This is a genomic window from Streptomyces lunalinharesii (assembly GCF_039532155.1).
GTDB classification, from domain to species: Bacteria; Actinomycetota; Actinomycetes; order Streptomycetales; family Streptomycetaceae; genus Streptomyces; species Streptomyces lunalinharesii.
The window spans coordinates 130,365-142,855 of sequence record NZ_BAAARK010000013.1; the positions used below are offsets into that span (position 1 = coordinate 130,365).

At 72.9% G+C, this 12,491-nt stretch carries 12 protein-coding genes; 3 read left to right on the forward strand and 9 right to left on the reverse strand.

Translation table 11 applies throughout. The features are described from left to right. Positions 1–26: 26 nt before the first annotated feature. The 4 genes from ABD385_RS21100 to ABD385_RS21115 are packed head-to-tail and all read right to left on the reverse strand — an operon-like array spanning position 27 to position 4,465. Positions 27–788: an amino acid ABC transporter ATP-binding protein gene (locus ABD385_RS21100; RefSeq protein WP_344578374.1), complete on the reverse strand. Its 762-nt coding sequence runs from the start codon at positions 786–788 to the stop codon at positions 27–29. Next, positions 785–1,717: an amino acid ABC transporter permease gene (locus ABD385_RS21105; protein WP_344578376.1), complete on the reverse strand. Its 933-nt coding sequence runs from the start codon at positions 1,715–1,717 to the stop codon at positions 785–787. Before ABD385_RS21105 ends, ABD385_RS21100 begins: the two co-directional genes overlap by 4 nt. Further along, positions 1,701–3,605 (reverse strand): FAD/NAD(P)-binding protein, encoded by a 1,905-nt coding sequence (locus ABD385_RS21110; RefSeq protein WP_425585445.1) that lies wholly within the window; start codon positions 3,603–3,605, stop codon positions 1,701–1,703. The genes ABD385_RS21105 and ABD385_RS21110 overlap by 17 nt, the downstream gene beginning before the upstream one ends. After that, positions 3,602–4,465, reverse strand: coding sequence for an amino acid ABC transporter permease (locus ABD385_RS21115; protein WP_344578378.1), 864 nt, complete (start codon positions 4,463–4,465; stop codon positions 3,602–3,604). Before ABD385_RS21115 ends, ABD385_RS21110 begins: the two co-directional genes overlap by 4 nt. Positions 4,466–4,955: 490 nt before the next feature. Between ABD385_RS21115 and ABD385_RS21120 the strand changes: the two genes are divergently transcribed. Continuing rightward, positions 4,956–5,462, forward strand: a complete 507-nt coding sequence (locus ABD385_RS21120) for a GNAT family N-acetyltransferase (protein WP_344578380.1) — start codon at positions 4,956–4,958, stop codon at positions 5,460–5,462. Continuing rightward, positions 5,459–6,412, forward strand: coding sequence for an ABC transporter substrate-binding protein (locus ABD385_RS21125; protein WP_344578382.1), 954 nt, complete (start codon positions 5,459–5,461; stop codon positions 6,410–6,412). The genes ABD385_RS21120 and ABD385_RS21125 overlap by 4 nt, the downstream gene beginning before the upstream one ends. Before the next feature lie 96 nt (positions 6,413–6,508). On the opposite strand, the gene ABD385_RS21130 is transcribed toward ABD385_RS21125, so the two are convergent. Genes ABD385_RS21130 through ABD385_RS21145 form a run of 4 tightly spaced genes read right to left on the reverse strand, consistent with a single transcriptional unit; the run spans position 6,509 to position 10,338 of the window. Continuing rightward, positions 6,509–7,111 (reverse strand): GTP-binding protein, encoded by a 603-nt coding sequence (locus tag ABD385_RS21130; protein ID WP_344578383.1) that lies wholly within the window; start codon positions 7,109–7,111, stop codon positions 6,509–6,511. After that, positions 7,095–7,436, reverse strand: coding sequence for a DUF742 domain-containing protein (locus tag ABD385_RS21135; protein WP_233660457.1), 342 nt, complete (start codon positions 7,434–7,436; stop codon positions 7,095–7,097). The genes ABD385_RS21130 and ABD385_RS21135 overlap by 17 nt, the downstream gene beginning before the upstream one ends. Next, positions 7,433–7,858, reverse strand: a complete 426-nt coding sequence (locus tag ABD385_RS21140) for a roadblock/LC7 domain-containing protein (protein ID WP_344578393.1) — start codon at positions 7,856–7,858, stop codon at positions 7,433–7,435. Before ABD385_RS21140 ends, ABD385_RS21135 begins: the two co-directional genes overlap by 4 nt. Further along, complete coding sequence (locus ABD385_RS21145) at positions 7,855–10,338, reverse strand: sensor histidine kinase (protein WP_344578397.1); 2,484 nt, start codon at positions 10,336–10,338, stop codon at positions 7,855–7,857. The genes ABD385_RS21140 and ABD385_RS21145 overlap by 4 nt, the downstream gene beginning before the upstream one ends. A 395-nt stretch (positions 10,339–10,733) precedes the next feature. Between ABD385_RS21145 and ABD385_RS21150 the strand changes: the two genes are divergently transcribed. Then, positions 10,734–11,183: a cell division protein SepF gene (locus tag ABD385_RS21150; protein WP_016578965.1), complete on the forward strand. Its 450-nt coding sequence runs from the start codon at positions 10,734–10,736 to the stop codon at positions 11,181–11,183. Positions 11,184–11,192: 9 nt separating this feature from the next. Here the strand turns inward: ABD385_RS21150 and ABD385_RS21155 are convergent, their stop codons facing one another. Further along, positions 11,193–12,386, reverse strand: a complete 1,194-nt coding sequence (locus tag ABD385_RS21155; protein ID WP_344578400.1) for an acyl-CoA dehydrogenase family protein — start codon at positions 12,384–12,386, stop codon at positions 11,193–11,195. Positions 12,387–12,491: the final 105 nt, after the last annotated feature.

Here is a 12,491-nt window from a genome sequence, read left to right on the forward strand (position 1 = left end):
GGTCGTACGGGTGGTGGCGGGCACGGTCACAGCACCTTGGAGAGGAAGGCCCGGGTGCGCGCGTGGCGCGGGTGGTCGAGCACCTGCGCCGGCGGGCCCTGCTCGACGATCCGTCCGCCGTCCATGAAGACGACGGTGTCGGCGACCTCGCGGGCGAAGCCGATCTCGTGGGTGACGACGATCATGGTGGTGCCCTGGTGCGCCAAGTCCTTGATGACGTCGAGGACTTCGCCGACCAGTTCGGGGTCGAGGGCCGAGGTCGGCTCGTCGAAGAGCAGCAGGGTCGGCTCCAGGGCCAGCGCCCGGGCGATCGCCACCCGCTGCTGCTGGCCGCCGGAGAGCTGCTGGGGGTAGGCGTCCGCCTTCTCCGCCAGGCCCACCCGGGTCAGCAGCCGGCGGGCGGTGGCCTCGGCCTCCTTGCGCGGGCGGCGCTGCGCGGCGATCGGGGCCTCGACGAGGTTCTCCAGCACCGTCAGGTGGGGGAAGAGGTTGAAGTTCTGGAAGACGAAGCCGATGCCGGTGCGCTGCTTGAGGATCTCCCGTTCCCGCAGCTCGTACAGCTTCTCTTTGGACCTCCGGTATCCCACCAGTGCCCCGTCGACGCTGATCCAGCCGCTGTCGACCTTCTCCAGGTGGTTGATGGTGCGCAGCAGCGTCGACTTGCCCGATCCGGACGGCCCGAGCACCACCGTCACCTCGCCGGCCGCCACCTCCAGGTCGATGCCGCGCAGCACCTCGGCGGACCCGAAGCTCTTGTGGACGGAACGGATTTCGACCATGGCGCTCATCGCGCGGCCCCCTTGGCGTAGTGGCGTTCGACGTAGTGCTGGAGGACGGAGAGCACGGTGGTGAGGAGGATGTACCAGGCGGTGGCGACCATCAGCAGGGGCACCACCTGGCCGTTCCGTCCGTAGATGACCTGGACCTGGTAGAAGAGTTCGCCGATCGCCATCACCGAGACGATGGAGGTGCCCTTGAAGAGCGAGATCACCTCGTTGGTGGCGTTCGGCAGGATGGAGCGCATCGCCTGCGGCAGCACGATCCGGCGCAGCCGGCGCAGTCGCGGCAGTCCGAGCGCGGCGGCGGCCTCCACCTGGCCGGCGTCCACGGCCTGCACCCCGGCCCGGACGATCTCGGCGGCGTACGCGGCCTGGTGCAGCGCCAGCCCGAGCACCGCGGCGCCCATCGCGCCGACCAGCCCCATGGTGTCGAAGTGGAAGAAGCCGGGGCCGAACGGGATCCCGAAGTCCAGCCGCTTGTAGAGGTAGGCGAGGTTGAACCAGAACAGCAGCTGGACGATGAGCGGGATGGACCGGAACGCCCAGACGTAGCCGAACGCCACCCAGCGCAGGAACGGGCTGGCGGACAGCCGCATCAGGGCCAGCACCAGGCCCAGCGCGAAGCCGAGGGCGGTGCCGTAGAGGGTCAGTTGGAGGGTGACCCAGACCGCCTGGAGGATCGTGGCGTTGGTGAAGAACCGCGCGAAGACCCCCCACTGCCAGGCCGGGTTGGTGAGCAGGCCGTGCGCGAACTGGGCGAGCAGCACCGCGGTCACCGTGCACCCCACCCAGCGCCAGGGATGGCGCACCGGGACGACCTTCAGCGCCGCCGGATCGTCCGGTTGCGGGGGCCCGGCCCGCCGCGGGTCCGGCGGGTCGTCCCCGGCGGCACGGGCGGCGGGTCGGTGGGTGACGGCGGCATCACCGGTCGGCGGCATCGTCGCTCCTCGAAGGGGGTGCGGGGACCGGGACCGGTGGGGCGGTGCGGTCGCGGAGGAAGGTGAGCAGGGCCCGCGCGCTGGCGTCGTTCTGCCGGAAGGCGGGCGCGTTGGTGCGGGGACGGGTGAAGGCGCCGCTGCCGCGGGCGTCGGTGTGCGGTCCGAGGGCGAACCGCCGCGGGTGCGGGCGGCCGGACCGGTCCAGGATCCGGCCGTCGGCGGGGTCGACGGCCAGTAGGCCGCCGGCGGTGGCCCGGGCGCCCTCGGCGTGCAGGGCGGCCAGCAGCCGGTCCCGGGTGCGGGCCACGGTCGGCTCCGGCAGTCGCGCCTCGACCAGGGCGCGGGCCTCGGTCCACTCCCCCGGCACGCTGGCGGACCCGGCGCGGAACACCCCGCGGTCCCGGTCGGCGGTGACGGTCAGTCCGGCGCCCAGGAAGCGCACCACGCCGGCCCGGGAGAGCGCCAGCAGCTGCCGCAGCCGGGGGCCGGGCGGTCCGGAGGCCAGGAAGCTGAAGAACCCGTGCCACCAGGGCCCGTGGTCGCCGAGCCGGACCAGCTGTCCGTAGACCGACAGCAGCGCGAGGAAGACGGCCAGGTCGGGGCTGTGGGCGGGGTCGTGCCGGCGGGCCAGGTCGGCCTCGACGTGCCCGCGCAGTCCGGCTTGGAGGGCCGCGCCGTCGGCGTAGCGGACGCCGTCCAACGGGTGGTCCAGCGCGTCCAGGTCGAGCCGGTCGGCCGGATCGGGGACGGCGGCGGAGACCAGCGCCTGGAGGGCGGCGCTGCCGGGCTCGGTGGCGGCGTACTTCTCCTCGAAGTCCGGCCAGGCCATCCGGGTGCGGTCGGCGTGCGCGGTGAACAGCCGGTGGTAGTGGGCGAAGCCCAACTCCTTGTCGATCAGGGGCCGGACGTCCCGCCGGAAGTCGACGCCCCCGGGCCGGGCGAGCAGCGCGTCGACCTCGGTGGGCCCGAAGAACCGCGGCAGCGGGGGCCGGTCGCCGACCGGCGGATAGCCGATCTTGGAGTGGTAGGGGACGCCGCGCCGGGACCCGACGTGCAGCACCGGCTCGCGCCCCGAGGGGTGGTAGGTCAGTTCCCCGTCCCGGCCGGTGGCGTACGTGCCGCCGCGGCCCTCGGTCAGCAGCACCATGAGGTCGACGAAGGCCAGCCCGAAGCCGCGCACCAGGACCGGTTCGCCGGGCCGCAGTGCGTCCAGGTCGCTGTCGGCGGTGAACGCCGGCGGCAGGTACGTCAGCCCGTGCCGGTTCGCGAAGTCCGTCAACTGCCGTTCCTCGGTACCGGGTTGGGACTCCAGGTGCCCCAGCGTCAGCACCACCGCGTCGGCCGGCAGCGGGTCGGGACGGCCCGCCAACCACACCTGCTGCCGCCCGTCGCGCCCATCGGAGATCCGCACCGCGGTCCCCCGGTGCTCGTGCACGGTGACCCGGGGCGGCAGGGCGGCCACCGCGTCCTCGTAGACCCACCGCAGGTAGGCGCTCTGCAGCCGCCGCCCGGCGAAGTCCCGCGGGCCCAGCGCCGCCACGTCGGCGGCCACGTCGGGCGGCACGACGAGCCGTCCGTCCCGCACCGCGCGGGCCCACTCGGCGAGCGAGGGGCCGGGCCGCACCGGACCGGCCAGTTCGACGCTGTCGTCGGTGAACATGGTGACGTCCTCGGCCGTGGAGTTCATCCACAGCAGCGGGGACTGCGCCCGCCGCCAGATCCGGCCGCCGCCGGGCGGATGCGGATCGACCAGGTGCAGGTCCAGGGGCGCGTCGCCGTACAGTTCGGGGGCGTTGGCGGCGATCCGCTCCAGCACCCCGGTGCCCCGGGGGCCGGCGCCCACGAGCACCACCGACGGGCGCAGCCGGGTGCCCGCGGCCGGGCTCACCGGGCACCCGCCGTGCCGCGCGCGTAGTACCGCTCGACGTAGTGCTGGCCGACGCCGAGGACCGAGGTGACCAGGACGTACCAGAGGGTGGCCACCAGCAGCAGCGGGACCACCTGGTAGGTGCGGTGGTAGACCAACTGGACGGAGTACAGCAGGTCCTGGACGGCGATGACGCTGACGATGGAGGTGCCCTTGAGGGTGCCGATCAGCATGTTGCCGGCCGGCGGCACGATCGACCGCATCGCCTGCGGCAGCACGATCCGCCGCAGCCGCCGGCCGGCCCCCAGGCCCAGCGCCTGGGCGGCCTCCAGCTGCCCCTTGTCCACGGAGAGGATGCCGCCGCGGACCACTTCGGCGGCGTAGGCGGCCTCGTGCAGGGTCAGTCCGATGACGGCGACCGCGACCGGCGAGAGCAGGTTGACGGTCTTCACACCGAGGACGACCGGGTACAGCGCACCGATGTTGAACCAGAACAGCAGCTGCACCAGGATCGGCATCGAGCGGAACAGCCAGACGTAGCCCCACCCGATGCCGCGCAGCACCGGGTTGCCGGACAGTCTGAGGACCGCGAGCAGGGTGCCGAGCGCGAAGCCCAGCACCATCACCACGACGGTCAGCCAGAGCGTCAGGCCCAGGCCGCGCAGCACGGCGGAGGTCAGGAAGTAGTCGGCGACCACGTCCCATTGGAAGGCGCGGTTGCGGACGACGGAGGTGAGGGCCAGCGCCAGCAGGGCGAGGAGGACGGCGGCGGCCGTCCACTGGCCGAAGCGGCGGCGCGGCACGATGCGCGGGCCGGTCGGCGCCGGCCCGGCGGGCGGCGCCGCGGACACGGCAGGGGCGTCGAGGGTGTCGGAAGGCATGCGAAGGCTCCGTGGACGCGTCAGATCGAGACACGGGAGTGGAGCGCCTTCACACGGCGGAGAACGGGTCGCGCCCCTCAGCACGACCGGCCCTTGAGGCTATGGGGTCAACACGGCCCGTTGTCAAGGGCGTCGGGGGCGCCGTTCGCGGGGTGAGCGATGGATCACGTGACGGTTGACGCGGAAACGGATGCCTGTTCCACTTGGTCGCATGCATCCATGGCAGCGGCTGGTCACCCGTGACCACATCGACTTCGGTCGCGTGTGGTCGTCTTCCTGTTGAGCTGACCCCCTGCCCTTGAGGCCCGCCGTTCGAGGCCGGGCCGTTTCCGCGGTTCTCCTTCCTTCCCGCCGCGCGCCTTCACACCCGCGCCGCCGTCCGGCGCACCCTCCCCTCGCTCCACCGTTTCGCCCATCCCGCTCCGCCCCGCCCTGTCCATCCGGCACGCTCGCACGCCGTCGAGCGCCGCCACCGGCCACGGAGGCGCCGATGTCCGCCGCGCCACGGCCGCCCCGCGCGGCCCCACTGACGATCCGTCAGACCACCGTCACCGACCCGCTCGCCCGCCCCCTGCTGGACGAGCTGACCCACGAGTACACCACCCGTTACGGCCGGCCCGTCGACCTGGACCGGGAGTACCCGGCCGCCGAATTCGCCCCGCCCCGGGGCGCGTTCCTGCTGCTCCTTCAGGACGGCGCACCGGTCGCCGGCGGCGCCTACCGCCGCTACGCCCCCGACACCGCCGAACTCAAACGCATCTGGACGCACCACGCGCACCGCCGCCGCGGACTGGCCCGCCGCGTCCTGGCCGCCCTGGAAGAACACGCCGCCGGCCGCGGCTACACCCGGCTGTACCTCACCACGGGCCCCCGCCAGCCGGAGGCCAAACACCTCTACCTGGCGGCGGGTTACCGCCCCCTGTTCGACCTGACCGCCGACCCGGAGACGATCGGCCCGCTGCCGTTCGAGAAGCACCTGGAGAGCCCGCGCCCATGACCACCACCCGCACCACCCGCACCGCGCTGCGCACCGCCGCGCTCCTGGCCACCGCGGTCCTGGTGGTCACCGGCTGCGGCGCGGGCGGCACGGCCGCCGGCACCCAGGACGCCGGACCTAACGCCGCCCGCGCCGCGATCCCCACCACCGACGTGGTCTCCGGCGTGCGCCGGGACCCGGCCGCGGCCGCACTGCTGCCCGCCGACGTCCGCGCCCGCGGCACCCTCGCCCTGGCCAGCAGCGTCGGCACGCCGCCCGGCGCCACCTACCTGCCCGACGGCAGGACCCTCGCCGGCCAGGACATCGACTTCGCGGACGCGGTCGGCAAGGTCCTCGGGCTCAGGCTGACCCGCGAGGTGGCCGGCTTCGAGGCGATCCTGCCGGCGCTGGGCAGCGGCAAGTACGACGTCGGCACCGGCAACTTCGGCGTCACCGACGAACGCCGCAAGACCCTCGACTTCGTCACCTACGTCAACGACGGCCAGGGCTTCGCGGCCCGCCGGGACAGCCCGCTGAAGAAGGTCACCGCACTGACCCAGCTGTGCGGCCTGACCGTCGCCACCGGCGCCGGCACCACCTTCGAAACCACGCTGGAGGAGAACGCCCACCGGTGCGCGGAGGCCGGGAAGCGGCCCTACGACGTCAAGACCTACGCCGACCAGGGCGCCCTGTGGATCTCGCTCCAACAGGGCCGCAGCGACGTGGTGATGAGCACCATCAACGGGCTGCGGTACGCCGTGAAGCAACAGCCGGACCTGCGCTTCCTCAACGAGTTCAAGCGCCTGGACGTCGGCTTCGCCTTCACGAAGGGGACCCCGTTGGCCCCCGCCTTCCAGGCCGCGGTCAACCGTCTGAAGAAGGACGGGACCTACGACCGGATCCTGCACAAGTGGGGCACCGGCGCCTCGGCCCTGGCGACCTCCCGGATCAGCCCGCCGGAGATCCGCTGATCGGGCGCCGTGGCCGGCGCGCAAGCGGGGCGGGTGGCCCCGGACCCGGCCGTCGGCCGGGAACCCGGGTCACCCGCCCCGCGGGAACCGCCCGGTTCAGCGCGCCAGCGCCCCCACCCGGGGCGCGCCGCCGGCCGCGTGCCGCAGCACGACCTGGTCCATCAGCGCCGCCAGCACGTCGCGCACCGACGACCGGTGCCGGGCGTCGCAGGCGATCGCCGGCACCGCGTCGTCGATTCCCAGCGCCTCCCGGACCTCCGCCAGCGCGAACTGCTGCGCGTCGTCGAAGTGGTTGACCGCCAGCACGAACGGCGTCCCGCGCTCCTCGAAGAAGTCCAGCGCCGGGAAGGAGTCCTCGATGCGCCGGGTGTCCACCAGCACGATCGCCCCCAGCGCCCCCTCCACCAGGTCCTCCCAGAGGAACGAGAACCGGTCCTGGCCCGGCGTGCCGAAGAGGTACAGCACGATCGACGGGTCGAGGGTGATCCGGCCGAAGTCCAGCGCCACCGTGGTGGTGGTCTTGTTCTCCACGCCGACGAGCGAGTCCACCCCGACCGAGACCTGCGTGATCGCCGCCTCGGTGTCCAGCGGCTCGATCTCGGAGATCGCGCCGATGAACGTCGTCTTGCCGACGCCCAGCCCGCCGCTGATGACGATCTTCACGGCGAGCGGTGCGACCTTCTCAGAGCGCCCTGACATGGTCCCTGATCCTCTCCAGGACATGGAGCGGCAGCTCCTTGGGTTGTTGACAGACCAGCAGGCCGCCGACGACGAGGTCGGCGACGAGCACCTTGGCGACGCCCAGCGGCACGCCGATCCCGGCGGCCACCTCGGCCACCGTCGTCGGCTGCGCGCACAGCGTGACGATCCGTCGGCGTTCGAACTCCAGCGTCGCCAGCGGCGGTTCGGGCACCGCCACGACCAGCGTCTCCAGCCGCAGGCCGGCGTGCATCGGCTCGGCCCGTCCGCCGGTCATGATGAACGGCCGGACGAACAGTTCGTCCTCCTCGGCTTCCTCGCTCATCGGGGCAGTACCTGCCGCAGGTCCGCGATCAGCGTCGGGTTCAGCAGGTCCCCGGCCCGCTCGGCCAGGACGGCCATCTCGTAGCCGACCAGGCCCAGTTCGCCGGTCGAGTCGGCGAGCACGCCCAGGCAGCTGCCGTCCCGGATCGCCGAGACCAGCAGGAAGCCGCGGCCCATCTCGATCATGATGAGCTTGACGCCGTCGAACTCGTAGCGCCTTGAGGCGCTGCGGGCCAGGCTCGACAGCCCGGAGACCACCGCCGCCAGATGGTCCGCGTCGGTCCGGTTCAACCCGTCCGAGACCGCGATCAGCAGACCGTCCGAGGACACCGCCACCGCGTCCCGCACCCCGTCCGTCTTGCGGACGAAGTTGGCCAGCAGCCAGTTGAAGGTCTGCGAATCGTTGTGCAGGTCGACGCTCACTTCTGGTCCCCCTTCGGCGCGGCCGGCTCCGCCCGCTGCGTCCGCTCGTCCTGCCGGCGGCCCGGCACGTCCCGACCGTCGGTCCCCCGCTCGTGCTCCGCGGCCCGCTCGCGCTCCTTCTCCACGCTGATCCCGCCGCGCATGTGGGCGCTGCGGAGGGTGGCGAGCATGCCGGAGACCTCGTCGGGCGAGCGGTCCGGCGTCGGTGCGGCCTCCTGCTGCCACCGCGGCGCCGCCGCCTCGTCGACCGCCGACTGGATGGCGCTGCGCTTGGCGCGCTTGACCAGTCCGTTGCGGGTGCGGGCGGCCGAGGAGCCGCGCGGCCCGCCGGGCGCGGCGCTCGCGGGCTCCCGCACCGCCTGCTCCTCGCGGGGCCGGGGCAACGGTGCGGACCGCTCACCGCCCGCCGCGGGTCGTGCCGCGTCCGACCGTCCGGCGTCCGCACCGCCGTCCGCCGCCGTGGCGTGCTCGTCCGGCACCGCGCTCCCCTTCTTCTTCACCTTGGCCCGCGCCGGCTTCTGCGGTGTGGCGGGCACCGTCGGCGTGGCGGCCGACTCCGCGAGATGGGCGGCCGGGATGAGCACCCGGGCGACGGTGCCGGCGGCCGGCGCCTCCCCGAGGCGGACCTCGATCCCGCACTTGCGGGCCAGCGCACCGACCACGAAGTGCCCCAGGAACCGGGTCGGTTCGGCCATGAAGCTGGCGGCCCCGGAGAGCCGGACGTTGGCCTCGGCCGTCGCCTGGGCGTCCATGCCGGTGCCGTGGTCGACGATGGCGACGAGGTAGCCGGCGCTGGTGCGGCGGCCCTCGACCTCCACGTCGGTGTCCGGCGGCGAGAAGCTCAACGCGTTCTCGATCAGCTCGGCCAGCAGGTGGGAGATCTCCGAGACGACCGTGCCGCTGAGGAAGGCGGCGTCGACCCGGCGCAGCTTCACCCGGCGGTAGTCCTCGACCTCGGAGAGGGACGCCCGGATCACGTCGGTGACGGACAGCGGGGTGGCCCAGGTCCGCGGGCTGGCCTCGCCGGCCAGCACCAGCAGGCTCTCGGCGTTGCGCCGCATCCGGGTCGCGAGGTGGTCCAGCTCGAAGAGGTTGGCCAGCGTCGTCGGGTCGGCGTCCTCGTGCTCCAGCTTGTTGATGAAGCTGATCTGCCGGCGGACCAGGTTCTGGTTGCGGCGCCCGAGGTTGACCAGCGATTCGGTGCCGTTGCGGCGCAGCACGGCCTGTTCGGTGGCGAGGTCGTAGGCGGCCTTCTGCACCTGGTCGAAGGCGTCGGCCAGCTGCTGGACCTCGGTGCCCGCGCCGCGCGGCACGGTCAGCGGTTGCAGCGGCTCCGGCCTGCCGGCCTCGTTCTGGACCCGGGCGACCGCGGCCGGCAGCCGCTCGTCGGCGACCTCCCTGGCCTGCCGGGTCAGCGAGCCCAGCGGCCCGGCGACCGAACGGGCCGCGCCGACCGCGAGGGCGCCCAGGGCCAGCACCGAGCCGACGGCGAGCGCCGCGAACAGTGCCAGGGTGCGGGCGGCTTCGTCCTCCAGCTCGGTCGCGCGGTCCTTGATGTCGGAGCCGAGGGCGATCTGGACGGTGCGCAGCCCGTTGATGGTGGCGGTGGCGGAGTTGTACCAGGCGCCCGGCGGCACCGTGCCGGCCCCGGGCAGCGCGCCCCGCCCGGCCACGATCTGCTTCTCGTAGCCGAACAGCTCCTTGGCGGCCGGTGTCGCCAGCGCCTGGGACACCAGGCGCTGCTGGCGGGGCGTGGCCCACTGGGGGAACTCGTCCAGCGCGGCCAGCCGCCCGGACCGGGTGGTCATGAAGCGGGTGTAGTCGTTGCCGAGGAACCGCCCGGCGTGCAGCGAGCCGAGCACGATGGCCCGCTCCTGCCCGGTGAACTCCTTGGCGCCGCTGACGACTTGCAACGCCTGGTAGTCGGCGCGCAGCCGGGCGTCCTGGACCTCGACCAGCCCGGTCCCGATCCGGTTCAGGGCGGTGTTGGTGTTGGTGAAGTAGTTGTAGGTGCGCTCGACCTGGCCGGTGCCCCGGTCCGCGGCGGTCCGGATGCCTCCGAGGGCGTCGACCCGGCCCAGGCCCCGGCGCACGGCGTCGGCGGCACTGTCCTGACGGCCCGCCAACTCCTTGCGCACCCGGGCCAGCGCCCGGTCGGTGAGCCCTCGCTGGGCCAGCATCCGGTCGTGGAACTCGGTGATCCCGCCCACGTAGCCGGTGGTCAGCCCGCGCTCCTTCTGGTGCTCGTGGACGAAGCCCTGGAGCGCGTCGGAGAGGTGGGCGTCGGCGGCGGTGGTGCTGGCGTTCTCGTAGTCGCCGAGCTGACGGGCGGCGGAGAGGCCCAGGAGCGCCAGGAGTATCGCCAGGGCCACCGCGAGGATGCGGATCAGCTTGGCGCGGATGGTGCGGGGCGCCACGACCGTCGCCGTGAACGCCCTGCGGAGGCGCGGAATGCGCTGCGCCGTGATCGGTGTAGTCACGTGCTGAACTTTCGGAGTGTCTGTAGAGGAACAGAGGTTTTTCTGTTCCCGTGTCAACGACACTCCGATGGGTCAGTCACCCGATCATCGGGCTGCATTGCGCAGTGTTGCCAAGACCCCGGACATATGCCCTGGCCCCAGGCCCGAACCTACCCCCGAGTCGCATCCCGCCACCGCGGTCAACTTGTCGACATCACCAATTCGGGTACCTTCCGTGATGCCTTTCGTACTGTCAGTTCACCACCGGGGCACGAAGGCTGACGGCGCACCACCCTCTTTGCACCAGATATGTCACGAACCCCCCGTGCGGCGGCTATCCGCTTGGCACTCCCTCGCCCTCATGGACGACGATAGGGCGAACGGAACACGCACGCCGCGGGTGAGAGGAGGCGTCAATGGGATCGGTGCGCAAGGCGAGTGCCTGGCTTGGCCTCGTCGACGACAACGATGACGAGCGCTACTACGACGACGACTACGCCGAGGGACCCGAGTCCGCCGACTCGGGCGGCAACCCCTGGGTGACCGACCCCCGGGTCCGGGTGGCCGACGAGGCCGCCCAGCACCAGGGCACCCGCATCGCCACGGTCACCCCGGCCTCGTTCCGGGACGCCCGCGGCATCGGCGAACTGTTCCGGGACGGCGTCCCGGTGATCGTCAACCTGACGGCCATGGAGTCCGCCGACGCCAAGCGGGTGGTGGACTTCGCCGCCGGCCTCACCTTCGGCCTGCGCGGCTCCATCGAGCGGGTCGCCACCCGCGTGTTCCTGCTCACGCCGGCCGACTACCGGGTCGTCACCGGCGAGACCCGCGGCACCCGCAACGGCGGCTTCTTCAACCAGAGTTGAGCGGGGTGCTCACCGGAAGGCGTCCAGCCCGGTGAGCGCCTTGCCCAGCACCAGCTGGTGCATCTCCGCGGTGCCCTCGTAGGTCAGCACCGACTCCAAGTTGGTGGCGTGCCGCATGACGGGGTACTCCAGCGAGATGCCGTTGGCGCCGAGGACGGTCCGCGCGGTGCGGCAGATCTCGATCGCCTCGCGGACGTTGTTGAGCTTGCCGAAGCTGATCTGCTCCGGACGCAGCGTGCCGGCGTCGCGCCGCCGCCCCAGGTGGTGCGCGAGCAACACCCCCTTGTTCAGCTCCAGCGCCATGTCGGCCAGCTTGGCCTGGGTGAGCTGGAAGCCGCCGATCGGCCGGCCGAACTGCTCGCGGGTGCGCGCATAGTCGAGCGCCGCCTCGAAGCAGGTGCGCGCCGCCCCCATCGCGCCCCAGACGATCCCGTAGCGGGCCTCGCCCAGGCAGCGCAGCGGGGCGCCCAGCCCGCGGGCGTCCGGCAGCACCGCGTCGGCGGGCAGCCGCACCTCGTCCAGGACCAGTTCGCTGGTGACCGAGGCCCGCAGCGACCACTTGTGCTTGATCTCGGGGGCGGCGAAACCGGGGCGGTCGGTGGGGACCACGAAGCCGCGGATGCCGTCGTCGGTGCGGGCCCAGACCACCGCGACGCCGGCGACCGACCCGTTGGTGATCCACATCTTGCGCCCGGTGAGCACCCAGTCGGATCCGTCGCGCTCGGCGTGCGTGCGCATGCCCGCCGGGTCGGAGCCGTGGTCCGGCTCGGTCAGGCCGAAGCAGCCGATGACCTCGCCGGCGGCCATCCGCGGCAGCCACTGCTGCTTCTGCTCCTCGGAGCCGAACCGCCAGATCGCGTACATGGCGAGCGAGCCCTGCACGGAGACCAACGAGCGGATGCCGGAGTCGGCGGCCTCCAGCTCCAGGCAGGCGAGTCCGTACTGGACGTGCGAGGCGCCGGCGCAGCCGTAGCCGGTCAGGGACATGCCCAGGGCGCCGATCGCGCCGAGTTCGCGGGCGAGTTCGCGGATGTCGGGGAGTTCGCCGCGCTCGTACCAGTCGGCGACGTCCGGCAGGACCCGGTCGGCGGCCCACTGGCGGACCGTGGCGCGGACCGCCCGGTCCTCGTCGGTGAGCAGGTCGTCCAGGCCCAGCGGATCGCTGGGGTCGAAGGGCGGGAGCGGGGACGGCGTTGCGGGCATGGCGGGTCCTCCGGCGGCTTCTCGCGCGAAAAACTAGCAGTGGTAGTTACGCGCGTCCGACGGTACGGTCCCCGGCGGCGCGCCGGCAAGGGTCACCCGCCGGAC